Source organism: Salinibacterium sp. dk2585, assembly GCF_008001035.1.
GTDB lineage: Bacteria > Actinomycetota > Actinomycetes > Actinomycetales > Microbacteriaceae > Homoserinimonas.
Genome location: NZ_CP042856.1, coordinates 876,629 through 898,811 on the forward strand (window position 1 = coordinate 876,629; position 22,183 = coordinate 898,811).

Below are 22,183 nucleotides of genomic sequence, written 5' to 3' on the forward strand. Positions count from 1 at the left end.
CCATGCTGCAGCGAACGGCCGCCAGAGGCGAGGCCGCGACTCAGCGTCCTTCACTGTTGCCCGACTTCGATGCCAGTTCCATCTCGATGAGAGCGACGCGTTCGGCGAGGGTGCGGGTGCGGGCCTCCAGCTTGGTGAGTTCGGCGGATGCCTGCAGGCACACAAAGAAGAGGATCGTGATGCTCACGAAGAACACCAGGTTGATGGGCACCTCGATGCCGATGACATCGGCGGCCCACTCGAGCGTCGAGGGGAAGATGCCGGCGATGAGCGCCATGACGCCCGCGATGAACCACCAGATGGCGTGGCGTTCCCGAAGGAGGTGCCTTCGCAGCATCTCGATGACGACCACAAGGATGAGGAGTGCCGAGGCGATGCCGAAGATGTAGCTGGTGACTGTCACAGTGCGCTCCCGACACGGTAGGTGGAGCGGGGGCGGATGAAGGCGACGACGAGCGCGAGGGCCGCCCTGCTGAGGTAGGCCGCCGCCTTGAAGGGGTTGTGGGAGGGCACGCCACCAGCACGAACCCGCATGGCAACAGGCACCTGTCGCACGACGAGGCCGGACCGGGATGCGATGACGAGCGCCTCGATCGTGTCTCCGAGGTATTCGGCGGGGTAGTGCTGCGCGAAGAGACGGATGGCTCGGGGCCCTGACGCGCGGAATCCCGAGGTGGTGTCGGTGAGCTTGGTGCGCGAGGTGCGGCTGAGCACGAGGGCGAGCACCTTCATGGCCCATTGGCGCGGGCCACGTACCCGGTAGTCGCCTTCGCCCGCGAACCGGGCGCCTAGAACGAGGTCAGCGTGCTCGAGTTCACGCAGGAGCGCGGGTACCCCGTCTGGGTCGTGCTGGCCATCCGAGTCCACCTGCACGACGGCGTCGAAGCCGTGTTCGAGGGCGTAACGGAATCCGACGCGCATGGCGCCCCCAACGCCGAGGTTGTAGGGGAGCGTGGCCACGAGCGCCCCGGCTTCGCGGGCGACGGTGCTCGTCGCATCCCGCGAACCGTCGTCAACGACCAGGACGGTGGCTCCGGGCAGTTTCGCGTGCACCTCGCGCACGACGTCGCCGACGGACTCCTCCTCATTGAATGCGGGCATCACGATGAGCGTGCGCGGGTGATCTGGGGACACGCCCATGATTCTATCGACGCGGCGGTCGCCGACTTGGCGCTACGCCGTTCGTCGTCAGTAGGGGAGTCCCAGCACGTGGCGGGTGAGCGTGCGGATACCCGTCTTGTTCTGCTTGGCGAGAGCCCCCGGCAACTCGGTGAGCGCATGCAGGCGAGAGGTCAGATGATTGCGTGCCGCCCGTGCGGCCCGCGGCCACCCGAGAGCCTTGGCCGTTTCCTCCGCCTCGCGGAACAGCGTGCGCTCCTGCCGAAACTTGGAGCCATCCGGGCCGGTCACGGCCGAGACGCTCGCTGAATGCCTGCGGTAGGCGAAGACAACCTCATCGTCGAGCACGAGCGAGCCGCCCTCAGTGGCGATCTGGAACATCATGGCGAGGTCCTGAGTCACGTCGAGGTCCGTGCGGAACCCGGATGCCACGCGAGAGACCCGCCAGGTGACGCTCGGAAAATATGGCCAGAAGCCACGCAGCAGACTCGCTGCCAGCTCCTCGCCCCGGTACTGCCGCGCTCCGGTGCCGCGGAAACGGTAGAGCGCTTTGACCCGGTCGGCGAGCGGCTCGACCGGTTTGCCGTTCTCATCGATGACGGTGACCCCCGGTTGGATGATGTCGGCATCCGGGAACTCGGCGATGAGTTGCCGGACACGACCCACGTATCCCGGAAGCATGACGTCGTCGCAGCCCATGATGGTCACGAACTCGCTCTTGGCCAGTCCCACGCTCTTGTTGTAATTGCGGCTGGGGCGCAGGTTCTCCTCGTTGCGGATGTAGGTGACTCGGGGGTCATCGATCGACTTCGCCCACTCGCCTGCCGACAAATCCGGGTAGACGTCGTCAACGATCGTCAATCGCCAGTTGGGGTCCTCCTGTCGCAGCACGCTTTCGACGGCGATCATGAAGTGGTCGACGCTGCCCCAGAAGGGCATCATGATGTCGAGTGCCTCACCGGCTGCTGGGCTCTGCTGGGCTGCGTTCACGGTCACCCAGCCTACCCAGCCATCAGGTCGGGCGACGCTGCTCGACTAAGCTCGATGGCATGTGTGTTGGCGCCCCAGACCTCCGCCCGATCGAGCGGGTCCACTGATGCGCGTCGTCGTCACGGGCGCGGCAGGCATGCTCGGCTCGAGTATCGTGCAGCAATGGCCGAGCCTGCGGCCTGATGACGAGCTGGTCGCGCTCACACGGGATGTAGTCGACCTTCGCGATGCCTCCGCGACCGCCGAGGTGATCGGGCAGCTCCGGCCCGACGCCATCATCCACGCCGCTGCAAGGGTGGCAGGCATCGCCGACAAGCTCGAGCGACCGGCAACGTTCCTCCAAGAGAACATCCAGCTCGACAGCAGCATCATCTCGGCGGCGATCGCCGCTGAGGTGCCCGAATTCCTCTACATCTCGAGCGGGGCGATCTACCCCGCGGATGTGCGCCAGCCCATCATTGAAAGTGATCTCCTCGGGGGGCCACTCGAGGGGGCGAACGAGGGCTATGCGCTCGCGAAGATCGCGGGCACAAAGCTCTGCGAATACGCGAGTCGACAGTATGGCTGGGCGTATCGCGCTGCGGTTCCAAGCAACCTCTATGGCCCCGGCGACGACTTCCGCCCTGGGCGTGCGCATCTGGTCGCCTCCACGATCGCGAAGGCCGATGACGCGGTGCGTGCGGGTGATGATTCGCTGCCGGTGTGGGGCGACGGCACGGCGCGGCGGGAGTTCACCTACGCGCCCGACCTGGCGGCGTGGCTCGTCAGCCAGGTGGGCGCCCTCGAAGCCTGGCCCCCCATGCTCAATCTCGGCGTCGGCGTCGACCACTCGATTCGTGAATACTATGAGGCAGCCGCACGGGCTGTCGGGTTCGCGGGAACGTTCGACTATGACACGTCGAAGCCGTCTGGCGTCATGCAGCGGCTCCTCGATTCGAGCAGGGCGCGAGCGCTCGGCTGGAACCCGACGACCACTCTCGACGAAGGCTATGCCGCGACGACCGCGGCCTACCTCGCGTCGCACACCTCCGAGCAAGGATCCACGCTATGACCGAAGCATCCCAGGGTTTCCCTCTCGCCACGTCCAGCTGGGACGAGGCGGAATACGCCGCCATCCAGCGCGTCGTTGACAGCGGCCGCTTCACGATGGGCCCACTGGTAAAGCAGTTCGAGGCAGAGTTTGCTGCACACTTCGGCGCGGGTTTCGGCGTCATGGTCAACTCCGGCAGTAGCGCAAACCTGCTCGCAGTGGCAGCGGCCGTGCTCGACCCTCGGATCGACCTCAACCCAGGAGACGAGGTGCTCGTCCCAGCAGTTTCATGGGCGACGACGTACTACCCGCTCCACCAGTACGGTCTCATCCCTCGTTTCGTCGATATCGACATCGATACTCTCAACCTGGACCTCGACCTCGCCGAGGCTGCGATCGGGCCGAAGACGAAGGCGATCTTCGCCGTCAACTTGCTCGGCAACCCCAATGATTTCACCCGACTGGCGGCGATGGCCGAGAAGCACGGCCTTGTGCTCCTCGAGGACAATTGTGAGTCGCTTGGCGCCAGGCACGCGGGTACCTGGGCGGGTACCGCAGGGATCATGGGCACCTTCAGTGCCTTCTTCTCGCACCACATCTCGACCATGGAGGGCGGCGTCATCCTCACGGACGACGAACAGCTCTACCAGGAACTCACCTCGCTCCGCGCCCATGGGTGGACCCGGGAACTGCCAGAGAAGAACTTCGTGCACGACAAGACGGGGGATCGCTTCGACGACCTCTTCCGTTTCGTGCTGCCGGGCTATAACGTGCGCCCCCTCGAGATGTCAGGTGCGCTCGGCATCGAGCAGATCAAGAAGGTGCCGTCGCTCGTCGAGGGTCGTCGCCACAACGCCGCATACTTCACGTCGAAGTTCGCCGGTCTCGACACCGTGCGCCTGCAGCGGGAGACAGGCGAGAGCAGCTGGTTCGGCTTCTCCCTCGTGCTGGAGGGTTCCCTCGCGGGACGCAGGGCCGAGGTTGCCCGCGCGCTCGAGGCGGCGGGGGTGGAGGCTCGTCCGATCGTCGCAGGCAACTTCGCACGAAATCCCGTCATGCGCTACCTCGACGCCGTCGTGCCCGACGAGCTGCCCGCGGCAGACAAGGTGCACGTCGACGGCCTCTTCGTGGGCAACCACCACTATCCGGTCGAGCCGGGAATCGATCTCGTCTTCGAGACCCTCTCCGCACTCTCCTGAGCGCCGGCTCCTCCAGGAGTCGGATGCTGCGGCTCAGCCCTGTCGAAGCGCCTTTCTGAACGACTCAAGGGTCTGCTCCGCGACCTTCTCCCACGAGAACTGCGCCGACCGCGCCAGGCCGAGTCGCGTCAGTTCCTGCTGGCGCTCGGGCTGAGAGGCCAGGCTCCGCACCGCCCGCGCCAGGTCGGCGGGGTCTCCCGCGGTGAAGTAATCGGCGGCATCCGCTCCCACCTCCCGAAACACCTCGGTGTCGGCGAGAATCACTGGCAGGCCGATTCCCATGGCCTCGAGGGTGGGGAGCGAGAACCCCGTGGCGAGCGTCGAGTCTATGAGCGCCGTCGCTGTGGCGAAGAGTTCAGAGAGCTCCTCGGTCGGCACCCACGACTTGAGTTCGACCCAGCGTTCCAGGCCGAGTTCGCGCACGAGCGGGATGAGTGGGTCGTCTCCGTGGCTCCCCGTGATGACGAGGCGAGGTCGCTCGTCCTCCGGAATCTCCGCCCACGCCCGCACCACGGTTGCGAAGTCTTTGTAGGGGCTGCGCTGGCCGATGGCGAGAAAGAGGTTCGATGCCCGGCTGAGGCCGACGCTCACGGAGGGGTCTGGTGCGCGCCCCGCGAGAGGGATGACATCGATCCGGTCGTCATCGAAGCGCAGATAGCGACGGATGGCGCTCGCAGAGTACTCGCTGATCGTGATGAGCCGCGAGGCTGCGGCGGCACCCCGCTTCTCCATCCACTTCACGGGCTCGGTGAAGAGCTTCGTCTGCATGAGTTCGGGATGCGAGAAGTACAGCAGGTCGTGCACAGAGATGACGAGCGGCGCGGGCGGACGGAGCGGCCCGAACATCGCGGGGCCGTGGATGAGGTCGGCGCCCGCTCGCTGAGCGGCCCGCGCGACGCTGAACAGTTCGCCGAAGGCCCAGGTGAGGCGGTTCTCGCCGCTGATGCCCGAGTCGATGACCTCACCAGGGAACCACGAGTAATCGCGTTCCATGAGTTCGGTGCTCGCGTAGCCCACGAAACTGAACTCGCCCGGCCGCTCGCCGAGCCTGCGGTAGAGCTCACGAGCATAGATCTCGATACCGCCCTTCGTGCCGGTCGACTGCAGGAGGTTCACGAACACGAGAGGCATGCGCCCATGCTAGCGAGCGTGCTGGCGCCGCTAGGCTCGACGGCGTGACGACCATCTCCGTGGCTCTTGCGACCTACAACGGCGAGCGTTTCGTCGCTGAGCAGGTGGAGAGCATCCTTGCCCAGTCGCGGCGCCCCGACGAGTTGCTCGTTGCCGACGACGGGTCGACCGATGCGACGCTCGACATCATCCGCGCCACCCACGAGGCCGCGGGAAGCGGGGTGAGGCTCCGCGTCCTCGACCCCGGCGGGCGCCTCGGCGTGACGAAGAACTTCGAGCGCGCCGTCAGCGCCTGCGAGGGCGACCTCATCGTGCTCAGCGATCAGGATGACGTTTGGCATCCGGATCGGCTCGAGAGGGCCGCAACCTCATTCGAGGCCCGGCCCGGTCTCCTGCTGCAGCATTCGGATGCCCGCCTTGTCGACGCCGACGGCCGACCCCTCGATGTGGGACTGCTCGAAGCGCTCCGGGTGTCGGCTGCCGAACGACAGGCGATCCACAGGGGAGAGGCGTTTTCGGCGTATCTCCGCCGCAATCTGGTGACGGGGGCGACAGTCGCGTTTCGCGCGTCGCTGCTGCAGCACGCCATGCCGTTTCCCTCGTCATGGGTGCATGACGAGTGGCTCGCGGCGATCGCCGCCTCCACCGGTGAGGTCGAGCTCATCGAGGAGCCTCTCATCGATTACCGCCAGCACGGCGCCAACCAGATCGGGGCTACCAAGCCCACGCTTCGCTACCGCATCTCACGCATGTTGGAGGAGCGTGGCGATCGCTACGAACGACTCGCGACGCGTGCAGAGGCCCTCGCCGACCGGCTCGCTCAACTTCCCGTGCCCGACCGGATGCTCGCGGCAGCGCGTGACCGTGCGCGCTTCGACCGCGTGCGGGCGACACTGCCGAAGCGACGCCTCGCCCGGCTCGGCACCGTACTGGACGAGCACAGGGCGGGTTCCTATCGGCGATTGTCGAGTCAGGGGACCCTCGACGTATTCCGGGACATCCTGCAGCCCGCGCGTGATGGAATGAAGCCATGAACGACACGATCTGGGTGTGTGCGGGATGACCGTACTGGTCACCGGCGGAGCCGGCTACATCGGATCGCACGTCGTGCGCCTCCTGCGCGAGCGAGGCACGGCGGTGGTGATCGCCGACGACCTCAGCAACGGCGTCCACGCGCGCACCGAGGGCATCCCCACGCTCGAGATCGACCTTGCGACGGATGCGACGCCGAGGGTCCTGCGCGACTTCATCGCCCAGCACGCGGTCGACTCCCTCATCCACTTCGCCGCCCGCAAGCAGGTCGGCGAGTCCGTGCAGCGCCCGGCCTGGTACTACTCGCAGAACGTCGGCTCCCTCGCAAACGTGCTGATGGCCATCGAGGGAACTCCCGTCGACCGCGTCGTCTTCTCCTCGTCGGCCGCCGTGTATGGCGAACCCGACACCGGGGCGGTGGCCGAAGACGACCCGACGAGGCCCATCAACCCCTACGGCGAGACCAAGCTCGTGGGCGAGCAACTCCTTGCCGGTTCGGTCACGGCACTCGGCATCTCCGTCACGTCCCTGCGGTACTTCAACGTCGCGGGCGCCGGATGGCCGGACCTCGGTGACACGGCAGTGCAGAACCTCGTGCCCATGGTCTTCGAGCGCCTGGATGCGGGCGACCGGCCCAAGATCTTCGGCGACGACTACCCGACGCCTGACGGCACCTGCATTCGCGACTACATCCATGTGCTCGACCTCGCCGAAGCGCATCTCGCCGCCCTGGACCACCTCGAAGCCCGTCGGGGCAAGGGTGAGGCGCCCGCGGCATCCGTGTTCAATGTCGGAACGGGCGAGGGCAGCAGCGTGCGTGAGGTGGTCGACGCCATCGCCCGTGCTTCTGGCACAACCCTCGAGCCCGAGGTGCTGCCTCGTCGCGCTGGCGACCCGCCCATGCTCGTCGCGGACCCCGCTCGGATCCGGGAGGTGCTCGGTTGGCAGGCGCGTCACGGACTCGACGACATCGTGGCCTCCGCCTGGCAAGCACACACCGCAGGCTGAATCCTCGCTCAGGTGACCGTGCCGGCGTCCCTCGGGAGTCGAGTGCGCCAACTGAGGTTTCGTGATGCCATGACGCAGCAGATGACCAGAGTGAGCCAGCCGAAGCCGACCAGCAGGGAACTCTCCGCCAGCGAGGTCACGGCCAGAACGAGGAGAACCAGCGCGGGCCAGACATAGATGATGGTGCGGCGACGGGTCGCGAGGAGCCACGACCTGACGAGTGCGAGGCCCAGGAGGGCAACGAAGGCAGCGAGGCCGACGAGCCCGAGCTGGAGCGCGACGTCGACGAATCCGTTGAGTGCCGACGCGTGTCCGCGCCCGGCCATGAGGAACCACGAATACGGTGGCACATCGCGAGGCCAGATTCCGACCCACCCGAAACCCTCGATCGGGTGGAGGCGACTCAGCCCCAGCACCTGCATCCAAAGCGTGTACCGCAACTCGAACTCGCTTCCCGCGTTGAGCAGGTCGAGGATGCGCTGGCGGGCGACCCACACAATCACGAGTGTCGCGCCCACGACGACGACGAGTGCGATGTTGAGCGCCTGCCGCAACTGCTCGCTCGCACGACGGATGCCGAAGAGCACGGCGGTCGCGACCGCCAGGACGGCGAGCACTCCAATGGTGACGGGTGACTGTGTCAGCACGACGACGAGAAGCGCTCCCGCGAGGGAGGTCGCCGAGACCCAACGGCTCACCGACCGGGTTGCCACCTCGACGAAGAAGGTCATGACGGCGATCGCGGCCACGACTCCGAACTGGTTGCGGGTCCCCATGAGTCCCTCAAGCGGACCCCCGAGGGGCAGGTTGCCCGAGATGCCCAGGAACGGGATCGGCATGTCGATGAGGAGTCCCGCGAAGACCTCCATAGCAAGCGAGAGGATGAGTACCACTCTCAAGACGTCGCCTACGGCTCGCACGAGCTGGAGGAGGTCACGACTTAGCGCGATGTAGACGCCGAGGAACGCGACAGCCACCTGGTAGGCGACTCCGCCAAGGGACGCCCAGTTGTACTGGCTCCACACGACCGAGGCTGCGCTCCACCCGACGAACACGAGCAGTGAGATCGGCAGCATCCCCTGCCACTCGATCTCCCCGCGCCTCCCGTAGAGTGAGACGCCGCACAGCAGGGCGAGGGTGGCGAGCATGGCTCCGTATCCCCACCAGCCGATCATCGCCGTGATCGGGTGCGCGAGGAAGACGATGCCGAGGGCGGCGAGCGTCGCAGCCTTCGTGAACGCCGCCGATGCGAAGAAGGCCCACCCCGCATCGGGGATCAGTCGCGTGCCTGGGGTTGCCATGGGGCCTTCAGGCTACGGCATGGCGGTCGGGCTCGCGTGTAGAGTTAGGCGACCCATTTCAGCCCCTCACCCTTTTATCCCGTGGAGGAAACACCGATGAAGCGCGCACTCATCACAGGAATCACGGGCCAGGACGGCCTCTACCTGGGTGAGTTGCTCATCTCGAAGGGGTATGAGGTCTACGGCCTCGTGCGGGGGCAGAACAACCCCAAGCTCGACACGGTGCGTCGCATCCTTCCCGACGTCAAGCTCATCTTCGGTGACCTGACCGATCTCCCGAGCCTTCTGCGCGCCCTCGAGACGGCGCGGCCCCACGAGGTCTACAACCTCGGCGCGATCTCCTTCGTCGCCTATTCGTGGGAGAACGCCTCTATGACATCGGATGTCACGGGCAAGGGTGCCTTCAACATGCTTGAAGCCACGCGCCTCTGGGCCGGCTCCAAGCTCGACGATGTCCGCTTCTACCAGGCGTCGAGCTCGGAGATGTTCGGCAAGGTGCAGGAGGTCCCGCAGCGCGAGTCGACTCTGCTCTGGCCGCGCTCGCCGTACGGGGTCGCGAAAGTCTTCGCGCACTACATGACGATCAACTATCGCGAGTCCTACGGCATGCATGCCTCCTCGGGCATTCTTTTCAACCATGAGTCGCCGCGACGCGGCCCGGAGTTCGTGACCCGCAAGATCACGAAGGCCGTCGCCCGCATCTCGCTGGGGCTGCAGGAGACGGTCTCGCTCGGCAACCTGGACGCGAGCCGCGATTGGGGCTTCGCTGGTGACTACGTCGAGGCGATGTGGCTCATGCTGCAGCAGGAGCAGGCCGATGACTATGTGATCGCCACGGGGGAGACCCAGACCATCCGAGAGCTGCTGGATGTGGCATTCGGGCACGTCGGCGTCACCGATTGGGAACGCCACGTGACGCAGGACCCGCGCTTCATGCGTCCCGCAGAGGTGGACCTGCTGGTCGGCGACCCGGCCAAGGCCCGCGAGACCCTGGGCTGGAAGCCCAAGGTCGACTTCCGCCAGCTCGTGCAGATGATGGTCGACTCCGACATTGAGGAGCAGCGGCAGCTCAGCCGCTGAGGCCTTCCACGATTCAGGAAGGTCGTTCCTGAGTTGTGAACGCTATCGCCGCACGGGCATCCAGCGCACCGGCCCGTCCGCGCTGACGTGCACGCGCCGCGTTGCGAAGGCAAGGTACGCGAGCAGGAACCACCCGTACTCGAGCAGGAGACGGCTCTCGACGAGGCTCTGCACGAGCAGGGCCGTGAGCAGCAGGATCGGCAGGAGCGAGAGCGTGCGGTCGCCGCGGTGGGTCGCGGATGCGCCGTCGAGCGCGATGAACCAGGTGCGCGTCGCGACCGACAGCACCAGCGCGCCGAAGACGATGAGCCCGATGATGCCGAGCTGCAGCCAGACATCGAGCCAGGCGTTGTGGGCGTGGAGCTGTTCCGTGTCATTGCGGACGACGAGCCCGTCGAAGGGCTCAACCCACGGTACCCAGTAGCTGACCCAGCCCCAACCTGCGACGGGGCGCTCCGAGGCGAGGTCGGTGACGATGCGCCAGTTGTCGAGGCGGCCGGTGAGGTCGGCGCTCTTGCCGAGCAGGCCGAGCAGGCTGTCGCGGGAGAGGATCGCCACGGTCACGATCGCTCCGGCGACGAGGAACGCGGCGGTGCCCGCCGCGAGGCGCGGCAGTCCCGAGGGGATGCGCTGCATGAGGCGCACGAGCGCGAGCACGAGTAGGCATGCCACGATCGCGACCGTGATGGTGGCGGATGCCGTCAGCACGACGGTCACGGCGGCGACGATGAACCACACTGCCGTGTCGAGGCTGCGACGCTTGGGCGTGGTGGCGTCGGCAGCACGGGGATCCGCGTAGGTGGTGATGTCGCGGTCGACGAACCAGCCGATGCCGAAGACGATCAGCCCGAGTAGGGCGATGAAGCCGAGCGTGCTGGAGTTGCCGACTATCCCCTGGATCGGCCCGCCCGTGAAGAGTTCGGCACGCGACCACGCGTACATGATCGGCACCTCGCCGACCTTCCAGTCGGTGAAGAAGGGGAAGACGGGCTGCCGCACGAAGATCGCGACGATGAGCTCGAAGAGGAGCGAGAGGGCAAGGATGGCGGAGATCGCCCTGCGCAGCACTCGAAGGAAGGCTCGCCAGTCGAGCGTCAGCGCGAGCAGTCCCGCGCCCGCCGTCGTGACCCACTGGGCGAGCGCGCCGAGGGCTGTCCACTGCGGGTACGCCGACCAAGCGATCGAGGCGGTCGCGAGCACGAGGAACGCGAGGAGGGGGTAGGGGAAGCTGTCCGGACGAATGTCCTTCCAACGGCGCACGAGCATGACGCCGCCGATGACGCCGAGCGCGGCGATGAGGATGCCCCAGCCGAGCCAGCTGACCGAGTTGCGCCAGGCGTCGCCGGCGAGAAGGGTGAAGAGCACGAGCGCGGCGTATGCCTCGACGCCGCGCTGGGGCGAGGGGACGGTGCGGGGCATGATCATGATCCTACGCGGCGTGGGGAAGCGCCCCGTGGCTGTCGCACGGGCACGATACTTTGGTATCTCGTTTGCCTACGCCTGCGGCCTGTAGCCTCCTGCCGCGTACGTCTTTTGGAGTGTGCCGTTGTTCCGCATCACGAATGACCCCCGGCCCTATGCGTGGGGGTCGCGCGCGGCGATTGCCGAGCTGCGCGGTGTAGAGCCCTCGGGGGAGCCGGAGGCTGAGCTGTGGTTCGGCACGCATTCGGGGAGCCCTGCACGCATCGTGGCGGCGGAAGGGGCGCGCGCTCCTAGGACGCTGGCCGAGGCAGTCGCTGCCGAGGGTGGCGACGGGCATCTCCCGTATCTGCTGAAGCTCCTCGCGGCGGCCAGCCCGCTCTCCTTGCAGGCGCATCCGACGGCGGAGCAGGCACAGCGGGGGTTCGAGCGCGAGGAGGCGGCGGGCATCCCTGTCGACGCCCCGCACCGCAACTACCGGGACCGTTCGCCGAAGCCCGAGGTCATCCTCGCAGTCAGCGAGCGCTTCGAGGCGCTGTGCGGTTTCCGCGAACCGGCGGAGTCGGCGGCGGCGATCCGCGAGCTCGCGGATGGTGACCCGGCGCTCGAGGACCTGGCCGCTCGCGTCGAGGGCGGCCCACTTCGTGACGTCTTCGAGTGGCTGATCACGAGGGGCGAGGGAGTCCAGGAACTCGTTGCCACGGCGCAGAGACTCGCGAAGGCCCGGGATGGTGCTGCGGCCGACACGGTACGGATGCTCGCGGCCGAGTATCCGGCAGACCCCGGTGTCGTGATCGCCCTGCTGTTGAACAGGGTCGAGTTGCGGCGAGGCGAGGCGCTCTTCTTGCCAGCCGGCAACATCCACGCCTACCTGCATGGCATGGGCGTCGAGCTGATGACAGCGTCGGACAACGTGCTGCGCGGGGGGCTCACGCCCAAGCACGTGGACGTCGCCGAGCTGCTGAGTGTGCTGGACTTCACGCCGGGGTCGCCGCCGCGCATCGTCCCCGAGCAGATCGACGCAGGGGTGGACGCGTTTCGTCCCGAGGGGGTCGACTTCGAGCTCGTGCGGGTGCGTGGGGGAGGGACGTTCGTCGCCACCGGTGGCTCGATAGCGCTGTGCATCCGTGGGAATGCCGAATTGCGAACGGATGTCACGGAGCTGCCGCTCTCGCAGGGAGAAGCGGTCTACATCTCCCGTGGTGAGTCCGCACGGGTACAGGCCGCGCCGCACGGGGAGATCGTGGTCGCCTCGCAGCGGTGACCGGCCGGGCCAGCGTGGCTCCCGTGCGGGCGCTCGGAATGGATGGACACGGCGCATCCGGCGACGGATCGTGACAATCCCGTGGCGCGCCGTAAACTCTCGAGGCGCACTTGAGGCTTTACGATTTGCGACTTGACTCACGCGAACTACACGGGTGTAATTACTGCAGTGCGTTTTTCGCGCACGTCGCACGCAGGGCCGAGGGGAGAGTGTGATATGGCGCCGGACCTACAGCGGAGGGGAGTCCCCGACGACTGGTTCGTAGACCCGGTCTCACTCGGGGTTCCCGGAGTGCGTCGTCCCTCGGCGGATGATGATGACAACGCGCTCGCCTGGCAGGCCGACTCGCTCTGCGCCCAGACCGACCCCGAGGCCTTCTTCCCGGAGAAGGGCGGCTCGACCCGCGACGCCAAGAAGATCTGCACGGCGTGCGAGGTTCGCGTGCAGTGCCTCGAGTACGCGCTCGCCAACGATGAGCGCTTCGGCATCTGGGGCGGTCTCTCCGAACGCGAACGGCGCAAGCTTCGCAAGCGTGCGGTCTGACGACCTGACTCGCCCAGCCACTCCTGCGTGTCTTGACGCCGGGTTCCCGGTCAACACGTAGTCTCGAACAGATGCGCCAGAGAGTCACCGCCGTGCTAGTCGCCCGTAATGGGAGCGACACTCTCGAGCGAACCCTCTCCGCCCTCAAGGCCCAGACTCGCGCCCCGGACGTGGTCGTCGCGGTCAACGCGGGGTCACAGGACTCGAGCGAAGCCATCCTCGCCGCCTTCGGGCCCACCAGGCTCACGGCGTTACCGCCGAAGGTGCCCATGACCTTCGGCGCGGCGGTGGGGCACGCGGTCGGCGCAGAACAGTCCGAGGATCCCGAGGCAGAGTGGCTCTGGCTCCTCGCACACGACAGCGCGCCGCGGCCAGAGGCGCTCGAGCGTCTCCTCGCCGCAGTCGAGATCGCCCCTTCCGTTGCGGTCGCCGGCCCCAAGATCATGGACTGGTCACGACCGGATGTCATCACCGACTTTGGCCAGTCGATGACCTCCCTCGGCGCATCCGTCTCCCTCGTGCAGGGCGAGCTCGACCAGGCACAGCATGATGTATCGGAGGACGTGCTGGGTGTCGCCGCGACCGGCATGCTCGTGCGTCGCAGCGTCTTCGAACAGCTAGGCGGCTTCGACCCGGGACTCCCGGGCATCGATTCCGGGCTCGACCTCTGCGTGCGCGCCCGATTGGCCGGACACCGGGTCATTGTCGTGCCGGCCGCCAAGGTCTCCTCGATCGGCGTGCCCGAGGTTCTCGAGAACGAGGAGCTCTCGCCCGCGCGGCGAGCTCGACTGGCTCGGGTCGCGCAACTGCACCGCCGGCTCGTGTACGCCCCGGCTCCTGCGGTACCGCTCCACTGGCTGAGCCTGCTTCCCCTCGCGCTGCTGCGCAGCTTCTGGCACCTGCTCGCCAAGCGGCCGGGGCGCATCCCCGGGGAGTTTGCGGCCGCGTTCGCGGCGGCGTTCGACGGGAGGGTCGCGGGTGCTCGTCGCAACCTCGCACGCGGCAAGCGACTCGGATGGTCGGCGATCGCCCCGCTCCGCGTGACCGTGGCCGAGGTGCGCGAACGCCGCGGGCAGGCGCGCGAGGCCTTCTCGTCGTCGGGCGTCACCGTCGACGATCCCCGCATCGGCTATCTCGGCGGGGGAGGCCTCTGGGTGGCCGTGTTCGCGACCATCGCGGGCGTCATCATGTTCATGCCGCTCCTCGGTGCCCAGGCCGTCATGGGTGGCGGACTCCTGCCGCTCAGCCCGACCATCGGCGAGCTCTGGTCGAACGTGGGAGTGGGCTGGCGCGAGATCGGCACGGGCTTCTTCGGTCCGGCTGACCCCTTCGCTGCCGTGCTCGCGGTGATCGGGTCCCTCACCTTCTGGAACCCGTCCCTCAGCATCCTTGCGCTCCATGTGCTGGCGCTTCCCCTCGCCTCCGCGACGGCCTGGTTCGCCGCGCGACGTCTCACACGCTCGCCGTGGATTCCCCTCATCGCCTCCGTGCTGTGGGCGGTCGCGCCGCCATTCGTCGCGTCGCTCATGAGTGGCCACCTCGGCGCCGTGATCTCCCACATCCTGCTGCCCTGGTTCGTGCTTGCACTGCTCAAGGGAGCGCGCTCGATCTCGGCCTCAGCTGGCGCGACGCTGCTCTTTGCCGTCATCGCCGCGTGTACCCCCGTGCTGGCCCCGAGTCTCGTGGTCGGCTGGATCGCCTGGATGGTGGTCAACCCCCGCAGCATCCCGCGGCTCATCGGCGTGCCGGTGCTCGCGGTCGTGCTCTTTGCGCCGCTCGCGATCGAGCAGTTCCTGCGCGGCACGCCGCTGGCCCTGCTCGCCGACCCCGGTGCTCCGACGATCGCCGGCGCGACCTCCGGCTGGCACCTGGCCCTCCTCAGCCCGAGTGAGGGACTCGGCGGCTGGGTCGACGCGATGTCCAGGCTCTCGCTTTCCGGCCCGGCGGCCCACATCCTTGTCGCCGTCCTCCTGGCACCCATCGCGGTGCTCGCGCTGCTCTCGCTCATGCTGCCCGGAACACGCCGTTCGGTACCCGCCCTCGCGGTCGCGCTCCTCGGCCTCGTCACGGCCGTCGCGGGGTCTCGCGTCATGGTCACCGGTCTCGGCGACACCGCCGTGCCGATCTGGCCGGGCAGCGGGCTGTCCCTCTTCTGGCTGGGCCTGCTCGGTGCCGTGGTGGTGGCACTCGAGGGGCTGGCGGCGGCCGACCGCAGGGGGCGCCTCGCGGGGGTCGCCGGGGTCGTGGCATCCGTCGCCGTGCTTGCCGTGGCGATGCCGCAGCTGCTCGCGGTGCATCTCGGCACCGCCCACATCCACGCGAGCGACGGCCGCCTCGTGCCCGCGGTTGTCGACGCCGAGGCGCGAACGTCCCCCCAGATTGGCACGCTCGTGCTGACGCCAACGGCCGAGGGAGCCCTGCTGGCGAAACTCCAGCGCGGCACGGGCGCGACACTCGACTCGCAGTCGACACTCGCATCCACGGCGCAGGAGCTTACGAGCGACGAGGAGACCCTCGCCGAGCTCGCGGGCAACCTTGCCTCCCGCGGCGACTACGAGCCCCAGGCCGACTTCGAGCGCCTCTTCATCGGCTTCGTCGTGCTCGCCGAGGGTGAGTCGAGCGAGCACGCGGCCACGGCGGTCGCGCAGCGCACGAGTGATTCCCTCGACGGACGAGCGGATGTCACGGCGGTCGGCCAGACCGATGTGGGCCTGCTCTGGCGAGTCACCGAACGGCCCTCCGCCGAGCCGGAGGCACGCGTCGGCAACCTCGACAGCTTCGAGGGACGCCTCGTGCTCGGCGTGCAGGGCGGCGTCGCGCTCGTCGTGCTGCTGCTCGCGGTACCGACGAGGCGACAGGCGAAGCCCAGGATGCAGACGCTCGACGAGGGCCCGGCCACGACCTTCGATGAGGATCTCGATGACTGAGCGACACGACGAGACGACACCGGGCACGGGCGCTGACGACAGCGGCGACATCGACCTCAGCGCAAGCCCACGGGGCGACTGGCGGATGCCCGTGCACGAGGACCTCGACGAGCCGACTCCGACGGCGCCCACTCCGCGCGCGCCTCGCACGGTCAAGGGTGCCGCGATCGCCTCGGCACGCATCGCGACGGGCGTCATCGGCATCGCTGCGGCCGCCGTCGTGCTCACCGCGACCGTCGCGCTGCCCCTCCCCGCCCTCACGGCGGAGCCACGTTCGATCGTCGTCACCCCTGTCGCGGCCCATCAGGAGCGGGTCTGCGCCGGCCCCCTGCTGCGTCTCGGTGACGACACGGGCGCCCAGGCGACTACGGCGTCGGCGCTCGGCGAGCCCGTCGTCACGAGTGGCACCACGGGAGGCGACGCCGAGGAACTCTTCTCGCGGGATGCGCTCGGCCAGGGTGCCGGGTCAAGCATCGTTTCGCTCGAGACGGGCGAAGGCGAGCAGGAGCTCCTCGCCGCGAGCCAGTCCCAGTCCGTCGAGCGCGGCGACTTCGTGGGTGCGGCGGCCGCCGAATGCATCGAGCCGAGCGATGACATCTGGCTCGTCGGCGGCGCGACGACGACGGGCCGCACGACCCTGCTCACGATCGTCAACCCCGGCGAGGTGGCGGCGACCGTCGAGATCACGGTCCACTCGGACGCCGGTATCGTGACGGCTCCCGGCACCGCCGGTATCGCGATTGCGCCGGGGGAGCACCGCGTCTATTCGCTCGCGGGCCTCACGCCCGGGCTGTCCTCTCCTGTCGTGCGAGTGCAGAGTGAGGGCGCGCTGGTGTCGGCCAGCCTGCAGCAGTCCACCGTGCGCACCCTTGAGCCGGGCGGACTCGACTTCATCACCGCCTCGGCGGCGCCGTCCACCGAACTCGCAATCCCGGGCATCGTGTTCCCCGACCATGAGGAACTCGAGGAAGCCATCGCGGGCGAGGACTACCTCGATCTCAATGCCGCCCTGCGGATGTTCGTGCCGGGCGACGAACAGGCGCACGCCGTCGTGACGATGGTTCCGGTCGGCAAGGACGGCGCTGCGAGCAAGGAGGATCCGGTCGACGTGACCGTGACCCTTGACCCCGGACGAGTCACCGAGCTTCCCATGAGCGAGTTCGAGGCGGGCCGCTTCATCGCAGTCATCACCTCCGACGTGCCGCTTGTGGCGGGCGTGCGCGTTGCGACGGTGGACGAGGACGGTGCGAACGACTTCTCTTGGCTGTCCAGTGTCGAGGGCCTCGAGGAACGGGCCTTGGTTGCGGTCGCTCGCGGCCTCAACCCCGTCATGAGCCTCTACAACCCGAGCGACGAGGAGGCGGAGGTGCTGCTGACGCGGGGTGACAACGAGCGCACCATCACGATCGCTGCGCGGTCAGCAACGTCAGTGCCGGTCGCCCAGCAGGCGACCTACACGCTCGAAGGATTCGAGGAGCTGCAGGTCGGCATCGACTACAGCGGTTCCGGCACGATCACGGCGCAGACGGTGAGCCCGAGGGCTCCCGGGTCGACACCCATCGTCGTCTACCCCTGAGCCACGAGGCATCCGCCCGCCTTCGGACTTCAGAAGTGACGGAAGCGGTCGGGGGCGAGGTCCCACGGATCCTTGCCCAGCAGCTCCGCGACGGCACGGAACACGCAGCTCTCGATCGCCATGCGGCGGTGGGCTTCGTCGTCGCGGTGCAGCCGCGCCATCCGCTCGATCGGAAGCCGGTAGAGCACGATGCGCTGCTGCGAGGGGAAGACCGACCACCGGGCCACCGCGTCGCTCGCCTCGCCCGGCACGGAGGCCACCTCGAAGCGCGTGTGCGCGAGCTCCTCGGGCCAGAGCTCACGAAGGTAGCCGGCCGCAGATGCCACGGTCATGTCGAAGACATCGATGCGCGTGTGCAGCGGCGGCAGGTATGGGCCAGCAACGGATGACCGCATGCCGCGGCCGTGGCGATCGCGCCACCCTCCGCGCTTCGATGCGCGTGTGCTGCGGGTCCTGGCCATGACGCCAGTCTAGGCTGGTGCCAAATGAATGGACGGCCCTGCAGCAAGGTCGCGTGCACGAGCGCGGCGATCTCGACGCTCACCTACGACTATCGCGACTCGATGGCGGTGCTTGGCCCGCTCAGCCAGAAGTCGGAACCGCACACCTACGACCTCTGCGAGAAGCACTCCGAGCGGCTCTCTGCGCCACAGGGGTGGCAGGTCATCCGTCATGTAGCTTTGGGAGCATGAGCGCCGCACAGCCCGTTGACCTCTCCCCGTTCATCAAGGCCTACGATGTTCGTGGCCTGGTGGGCAGCCAGTTGACGGATGAGGTTGTCGAGGCGCTTGGCGCCGCATTCGTCGACGAGGTGGATGCCGCGGGTGGCGACGTCATCGTCGGCCACGACATGCGCGACTCCTCACCCCGCTTCGCGGCAGCCTTCTCGGCGGGTGCCCGCGCCCGCGGCGGCAACGTCGTGCTGATCGGACTGTGCTCGACCGACCAGACCTACTTCGCCTCCGGCACCCTCGATGCGCCCGCCGCGATGTTCACGGCGAGCCACAACCCGGCGACCTACAACGGCATCAAGTTCAGCCGGGCCGGTGCGCAGGGCATCAGCTTCGACACCGGCCTGCGCGGCATCCGTGACCGGGCGACGGCCTACCTCGAGTCAGGCATCACCCCGGTGTCGCAGCCAGGATCGCAGCGTGAGCAGGATGTGCTCGCCGACTATGCCGCCTACCTCCGTTCGCTCGTCGACCTCTCGTCGACCCGGCCCCTGCGTGTCGTCGTCGACGCCGGGAACGGCATGGGCGGTCTCACAGTCCCGGCCGTGCTGGGCACTGCCGCCGGGCTTCCCGCACTGCCGATCGAAGTCATCCCGCTCTACTTCGAGCTCGACGGCACGTTCCCGAACCACGAGGCGAACCCGCTCGAGCCCGCCAACCTCGTTGACCTCCAGGCGGCCGTCGTTGCCCAGCAGGCCGACCTCGGCCTCGCCTTCGATGGCGATGCCGACCGCTGCTTCGTCGTCGACGAGAAGGGCGCGCCCGTCACCCCCTCGGCGGTGGCCGCAGTCGTCGCGCTCCGCGAGATCGACCGTGTGCGGGCTGCGAACCCCGATGAGCACGTCACAGTCATCCACAACCTCATCACGTCGCGGTTCGTGAAGGAGACGATCGAGGAGGCCGGCGCCACCGCCGTGCGCACCCGCGTCGGGCACTCGCTCATCAAGGATGAGATGGCGGCAACTGGCGCGGTCTTCGGCGGCGAGCACTCGGCGCACTACTACTTCAGGGACTTCTGGGGCGCCGACAACGGCATGCTCGCGGCGATGCACCTCCTCGCGGAGTTCGGTGCTCAGGATGCCCCACTCTCGCAGTTCGCCCGCCGCTTCAACCCCTACTTCCAGAGCGGCGAGATCAACTCGACCGTCACCGACGTGCCCGGCGCATACACGCGTATCGTCGACGCCTTCACGAACGTGGGCGAGTTCGACGAACTCGACGGGCTCACCGTCAGCGGGACATCCGATGACGGCTTTTGGTGGTTCAACGTGCGTCCCTCCAACACGGAGCCGCTCCTGCGTCTCAACGTCGAAGCCGAGACGGAGCCCGAGATGGAGCGAATCCGCGACCAGGTGCTCGCCCTCATCCGCGCGGCGGAGCTTTAGGCGATTGCGCCAGCAATCGCGCGACCCCAGCGCCGAGTGAGCCTGCGAACGAGGTTTCGGCGCGAGCCGGCGTGCTGTCTGCGAGAATTGACGGATGCCCTCCACCCCCTTTGATTTCAAGGTTGCCGACCTCTGCCTCGCCGAAGCAGGCCGCCACCAGCTCCGCCTCGCCGAGAACGAGATGCCCGGGCTCATGGCCCTTCGCGAGGAGTTCGGTGAGAGCAAGCCGCTCGCGGGCGCGCGCATTGCGGGCAGCCTGCACATGACGGTGCAGACCGCGGTGTTGATCGAGACGCTCGTGGCCCTCGGTGCGCAGGTGCGCTGGGCGAGCTGCAACATTTTCTCGACGCAGGATGAGGCGGCCGCGGCCATTGTCGTCGGCGACGGCACTCCAGAGTCACCGAACGGTGTGCCCGTCTTCGCTTGGAAGGGCGAGACGCTCGAGGAATACTGGGCCTGCACGGAGCGCATCTTCGACTGGTCGGCGGAGGCAACCGCCGCGGGTGCCGACTGGATCGGCCCCAACATGATCCTTGACGATGGCGGCGACGCAACCCTCCTCGTGCACAAGGGCCGCGAGTTCGAGCTCGCCGGCGCGGTTCCGGATGCCACGGCGGGCGACCCTCACGAATGGACCGTCATCCTCGACACGCTGCGTCGCTCCCTCACGTCGAGCAGCGACCGTTGGACTCGCATCGCGGCCGAGATCCAGGGCGTGACAGAGGAGACGACGACGGGCGTGCACCGCCTCTACGAGCTCGCGCGCGACGGCGAGCTGCAGTTCGCCGCCATCAACGTGAACGACTCCGTCACGAAGTCCAAGTTCGACAACAAGTACGGCATCCGCCACTCGCTGCCCGACGGCCTCAACCGGGCGACGGATGTGCTGATCGGTGGCAAGGTCGCCTTCGTCTGCGGCTATGGCGACGTCGGCAAGGGTGCCGCTGAGGCGCTTCGCGGCCAGGGCGCCCGCGTCATCGTGAGCGAGGTTGACCCCATCTGCGCGCTCCAGGCCGCGATGGACGGCTACCAGGTCACGACGCTCGACTCGGTCATCGACCAGGTCGACATCGTCGTGACGGGCACGGGCAACAAGGATGTCGTGACGGTCGAGCACCTGCAGGGTCTCAAGCACCTCGCGATCGTCGCCAACGTCGGCCACTTCGACAACGAGATCGACATGGCGGGCCTTGAGCGGCTGGCGGGTGCCGAACACGTCGAGATCAAGCCGCAGGTGCACGAGTGGCGCATGCCGAGCGGGCGCAGCATCCTGATCCTCAGCGAGGGACGCCTCATGAACCTCGGCAATGCCACCGGCCACCCGTCGTTCGTCATGAGCAACTCCTTCACCAACCAGGTGCTCGCGCAGATCGAACTCTTCGCGCACGCGGAGCGTTACGAGAAGCAGGTGTATGTGCTGCCCAAGCACCTCGACGAGAAGGTCGCGCGGCTGCACCTCGACGCGCTTGGTGTGAAGCTCACGCCGCTGACGCCCGAGCAGGCCGCGTACATCGGCGTGAGCGTCGACGGCCCCTACAAGGTGGACCACTACCGCTACTGAGTCACGTGGTCTCAGCGCTCGGGGAAGCCGTGCGGGAGGCCCTTCAGCACGGGGTCGAGCGCGGCCATGCGCTCGCGCTCGGCCTGCAGCGCGCGATACTCACGGTCGCGACGCACGGCCGCGACCCCCGCGAGGAAGATCTCGGCGTCGCACTCAGGCAGCGGTGAGACGAAGCGGCTCGCCTCGCGCGCGAGGTCAGCGGCGATGCGTCGGCGCGACTGCTCGGAGTGTCCGGCCGCCTGGCGCAGGAACTGGGCGATGCGTCGGGAGAGACCGCCCGGCATCCGCGCGACGTCTGCCGTGCGTGCCCAGTCGACGAGTTCGAGCGGCACGCCGTAGACGGGAGGCGTCTCCTTCGACACGCGTTCGTGTTGGCTGTAGGTGCCCGCGAGGAGGTCGCCGAGCCGCTTGGAACGCGGGTGCAGGACCGCGACGATCGTGGCGATGCCGCCGAAGGTCAGGAACAGTTCCACGACGCCGACAAGCGAGCGAGTGAGGGCGTGGCGAAAGCCGATCGATCCGCCGTCATCGCGCACGATGCGCGCGCCGACCGCGAGCTTGCCGAGGGAGCGCCCCTGCGTGAGTGTCTCGACCGTCATCGGGATCCCGACGACGCACACGACGAGCAACACGATCGAGATCGCGGTGCGCGTGGCCTCGTCGAGGAATGCCCCGACCAGGGGCATCGACACGACGAGGGTGACGCCGAGGAAGACGAGGAGGTAGGCGATCCAGTCGATGATGGCGCCGGCAGCACGCAGGATGAAGTCGGCGGGGCGGAGGTCGAGCGCGACGGCTTCGCCCGTGATGAGTTCCTCGTCGAGGTGGGGTTCCACGACCGTGGTGGCGGATGCTGCAGCGGGCTCCCTCGACATGCCAGTATCTAA

20 protein-coding genes are annotated in these 22,183 nt (G+C 67.8%); 12 read left to right on the top strand and 8 right to left on the bottom strand.

The window, feature by feature from the left end:
* Positions 1-40: 40 nt before the first annotated feature.
* From FVA74_RS04120 to FVA74_RS04130, 3 genes are read right to left on the bottom strand one after another with little or no spacing between them, the layout of a single operon-like run.
* Positions 41-403 carry a DUF2304 domain-containing protein gene (locus FVA74_RS04120; protein WP_147720584.1) on the bottom strand — a complete coding sequence of 121 codons (363 nt, stop codon included), beginning with the start codon at positions 401-403 and terminating at the stop codon, positions 41-43.
* Complete coding sequence (locus FVA74_RS04125) at positions 400-1,134, bottom strand: glycosyltransferase family 2 protein (protein WP_370454490.1); 735 nt, start codon at positions 1,132-1,134, stop codon at positions 400-402. Before FVA74_RS04125 ends, FVA74_RS04120 begins: the two co-directional genes overlap by 4 nt.
* A gap of 54 nt (positions 1,135-1,188) precedes the next feature.
* Complete coding sequence (locus FVA74_RS04130) at positions 1,189-2,109, bottom strand: glycosyltransferase (protein WP_240792298.1); 921 nt, start codon at positions 2,107-2,109, stop codon at positions 1,189-1,191.
* Positions 2,110-2,215: 106 nt separating this feature from the next.
* Between FVA74_RS04130 and FVA74_RS04135 the strand changes: the two genes are divergently transcribed.
* Entirely contained in the window at positions 2,216-3,160 is a 945-nt protein-coding gene (locus FVA74_RS04135; RefSeq protein ID WP_147720588.1) for an NAD-dependent epimerase/dehydratase family protein, read from the top strand.
* The gene (locus FVA74_RS04140; protein ID WP_147720590.1) at positions 3,157-4,338 is read left to right on the top strand and encodes a DegT/DnrJ/EryC1/StrS aminotransferase family protein; all 1,182 of its coding nucleotides are present in this window, start codon (positions 3,157-3,159) and stop codon (positions 4,336-4,338) included. The genes FVA74_RS04135 and FVA74_RS04140 overlap by 4 nt, the downstream gene beginning before the upstream one ends.
* 33 nt (positions 4,339-4,371) lie before the next feature.
* Here FVA74_RS04140 and FVA74_RS04145 read toward each other — a convergent pair whose 3' ends face one another.
* The gene (locus FVA74_RS04145; protein ID WP_147720591.1) at positions 4,372-5,469 is read right to left on the bottom strand and encodes a glycosyltransferase family 1 protein; all 1,098 of its coding nucleotides are present in this window, start codon (positions 5,467-5,469) and stop codon (positions 4,372-4,374) included.
* 44 nt (positions 5,470-5,513) lie between these two features.
* Between FVA74_RS04145 and FVA74_RS04150 the strand changes: the two genes are divergently transcribed.
* Complete coding sequence (locus FVA74_RS04150; RefSeq protein ID WP_147720593.1) at positions 5,514-6,503, top strand: glycosyltransferase family 2 protein; 990 nt, start codon at positions 5,514-5,516, stop codon at positions 6,501-6,503.
* 25 nt (positions 6,504-6,528) lie between these two features.
* On the top strand, positions 6,529-7,509 hold the full coding sequence (galE, locus tag FVA74_RS04155; RefSeq protein WP_147720595.1) for a UDP-glucose 4-epimerase GalE: 981 nt from the start codon (positions 6,529-6,531) through the stop codon (positions 7,507-7,509).
* Positions 7,510-7,517: 8 nt separating this feature from the next.
* Here the strand turns inward: galE and FVA74_RS04160 are convergent, their stop codons facing one another.
* On the bottom strand, positions 7,518-8,810 hold the full coding sequence (locus FVA74_RS04160) for an O-antigen ligase (protein ID WP_147720597.1): 1,293 nt from the start codon (positions 8,808-8,810) through the stop codon (positions 7,518-7,520).
* A gap of 96 nt (positions 8,811-8,906) precedes the next feature.
* On the opposite strand from FVA74_RS04160, the gene gmd reads away from it, so the two are divergent.
* Entirely contained in the window at positions 8,907-9,890 is a 984-nt protein-coding gene (gene gmd, locus FVA74_RS04165; protein WP_147720599.1) for a GDP-mannose 4,6-dehydratase, read from the top strand.
* A 42-nt stretch (positions 9,891-9,932) separates the two neighbouring features.
* Here gmd and FVA74_RS04170 read toward each other — a convergent pair whose 3' ends face one another.
* Entirely contained in the window at positions 9,933-11,309 is a 1,377-nt protein-coding gene (locus tag FVA74_RS04170; protein ID WP_168220046.1) for an O-antigen ligase, read from the bottom strand.
* A gap of 127 nt (positions 11,310-11,436) precedes the next feature.
* Between FVA74_RS04170 and manA the strand changes: the two genes are divergently transcribed.
* The 4 genes from manA (at position 11,437) to FVA74_RS04190 (ending at position 17,619) form a co-directional block, all read left to right on the top strand.
* Positions 11,437-12,573, top strand: a complete 1,137-nt coding sequence (manA, locus tag FVA74_RS04175) for a mannose-6-phosphate isomerase, class I (RefSeq protein ID WP_168220047.1) — start codon at positions 11,437-11,439, stop codon at positions 12,571-12,573.
* A gap of 216 nt (positions 12,574-12,789) precedes the next feature.
* Positions 12,790-13,116: a WhiB family transcriptional regulator gene (locus FVA74_RS04180; RefSeq protein WP_147720605.1), complete on the top strand. Its 327-nt coding sequence runs from the start codon at positions 12,790-12,792 to the stop codon at positions 13,114-13,116.
* A 71-nt stretch (positions 13,117-13,187) separates the two neighbouring features.
* Positions 13,188-16,043 carry a glycosyltransferase gene (locus FVA74_RS04185; RefSeq protein WP_147720607.1) on the top strand — a complete coding sequence of 952 codons (2,856 nt, stop codon included), beginning with the start codon at positions 13,188-13,190 and terminating at the stop codon, positions 16,041-16,043.
* Positions 16,036-17,619, top strand: a complete 1,584-nt coding sequence (locus tag FVA74_RS04190) for a DUF5719 family protein (RefSeq protein WP_147720609.1) — start codon at positions 16,036-16,038, stop codon at positions 17,617-17,619. Before FVA74_RS04185 ends, FVA74_RS04190 begins: the two co-directional genes overlap by 8 nt.
* 29 nt (positions 17,620-17,648) lie before the next feature.
* On the opposite strand, the gene FVA74_RS04195 is transcribed toward FVA74_RS04190, so the two are convergent.
* Positions 17,649-18,080 carry a metallopeptidase family protein gene (locus FVA74_RS04195; RefSeq protein WP_147720611.1) on the bottom strand — a complete coding sequence of 144 codons (432 nt, stop codon included), beginning with the start codon at positions 18,078-18,080 and terminating at the stop codon, positions 17,649-17,651.
* 24 nt (positions 18,081-18,104) lie between these two features.
* On the opposite strand from FVA74_RS04195, the gene FVA74_RS04200 reads away from it, so the two are divergent.
* From FVA74_RS04200 to ahcY, 3 genes are all read left to right on the top strand, one after another.
* On the top strand, positions 18,105-18,311 hold the full coding sequence (locus FVA74_RS04200) for a DUF3499 family protein (RefSeq protein ID WP_147720613.1): 207 nt from the start codon (positions 18,105-18,107) through the stop codon (positions 18,309-18,311).
* Positions 18,308-19,735 (top strand): phosphomannomutase/phosphoglucomutase, encoded by a 1,428-nt coding sequence (locus FVA74_RS04205; RefSeq protein ID WP_147720615.1) that lies wholly within the window; start codon positions 18,308-18,310, stop codon positions 19,733-19,735. The genes FVA74_RS04200 and FVA74_RS04205 overlap by 4 nt, the downstream gene beginning before the upstream one ends.
* 94 nt (positions 19,736-19,829) lie before the next feature.
* Positions 19,830-21,296 carry an adenosylhomocysteinase gene (gene ahcY / locus FVA74_RS04210; RefSeq protein WP_147720617.1) on the top strand — a complete coding sequence of 489 codons (1,467 nt, stop codon included), beginning with the start codon at positions 19,830-19,832 and terminating at the stop codon, positions 21,294-21,296.
* Positions 21,297-21,307: 11 nt separating this feature from the next.
* Here the strand turns inward: ahcY and FVA74_RS04215 are convergent, their stop codons facing one another.
* Positions 21,308-22,171, bottom strand: coding sequence for an RDD family protein (locus tag FVA74_RS04215; protein WP_147720619.1), 864 nt, complete (start codon positions 22,169-22,171; stop codon positions 21,308-21,310).
* Between the last annotated feature and the right edge of the window lie 12 nt (positions 22,172-22,183).

What these genes read in the sequence shown, in the direction of transcription:
- FVA74_RS04135 (WP_147720588.1), top strand. Translation starts at nt 2,216, where the DNA reads ATGCGCGTCGTCGTCACGGGCGCGGCAGGCATGCTCGGCTCGAGTATC.
- FVA74_RS04140 (WP_147720590.1), top strand. Translation starts at nt 3,157, where the DNA reads ATGACCGAAGCATCCCAGGGTTTCCCTCTCGCCACGTCCAGCTGGGAC.
- FVA74_RS04145 (WP_147720591.1), bottom strand. Translation starts at nt 5,469, where the DNA reads ATGCCTCTCGTGTTCGTGAACCTCCTGCAGTCGACCGGCACGAAGGGC.
- galE (WP_147720595.1), top strand. Translation starts at nt 6,529, where the DNA reads ATGACCGTACTGGTCACCGGCGGAGCCGGCTACATCGGATCGCACGTC.
- FVA74_RS04160 (WP_147720597.1), bottom strand. Translation starts at nt 8,810, where the DNA reads ATGGCAACCCCAGGCACGCGACTGATCCCCGATGCGGGGTGGGCCTTC.
- gmd (WP_147720599.1), top strand. Translation starts at nt 8,907, where the DNA reads ATGAAGCGCGCACTCATCACAGGAATCACGGGCCAGGACGGCCTCTAC.
- FVA74_RS04170 (WP_168220046.1), bottom strand. Translation starts at nt 11,309, where the DNA reads ATGCCCCGCACCGTCCCCTCGCCCCAGCGCGGCGTCGAGGCATACGCC.
- FVA74_RS04180 (WP_147720605.1), top strand. Translation starts at nt 12,790, where the DNA reads ATGGCGCCGGACCTACAGCGGAGGGGAGTCCCCGACGACTGGTTCGTA.
- FVA74_RS04185 (WP_147720607.1), top strand. Translation starts at nt 13,188, where the DNA reads ATGCGCCAGAGAGTCACCGCCGTGCTAGTCGCCCGTAATGGGAGCGAC.
- FVA74_RS04190 (WP_147720609.1), top strand. Translation starts at nt 16,036, where the DNA reads ATGACTGAGCGACACGACGAGACGACACCGGGCACGGGCGCTGACGAC.
- FVA74_RS04195 (WP_147720611.1), bottom strand. Translation starts at nt 18,080, where the DNA reads ATGGCCAGGACCCGCAGCACACGCGCATCGAAGCGCGGAGGGTGGCGC.
- FVA74_RS04200 (WP_147720613.1), top strand. Translation starts at nt 18,105, where the DNA reads ATGAATGGACGGCCCTGCAGCAAGGTCGCGTGCACGAGCGCGGCGATC.
- FVA74_RS04205 (WP_147720615.1), top strand. Translation starts at nt 18,308, where the DNA reads ATGAGCGCCGCACAGCCCGTTGACCTCTCCCCGTTCATCAAGGCCTAC.
- ahcY (WP_147720617.1), top strand. Translation starts at nt 19,830, where the DNA reads ATGCCCTCCACCCCCTTTGATTTCAAGGTTGCCGACCTCTGCCTCGCC.
- FVA74_RS04215 (WP_147720619.1), bottom strand. Translation starts at nt 22,171, where the DNA reads ATGTCGAGGGAGCCCGCTGCAGCATCCGCCACCACGGTCGTGGAACCC.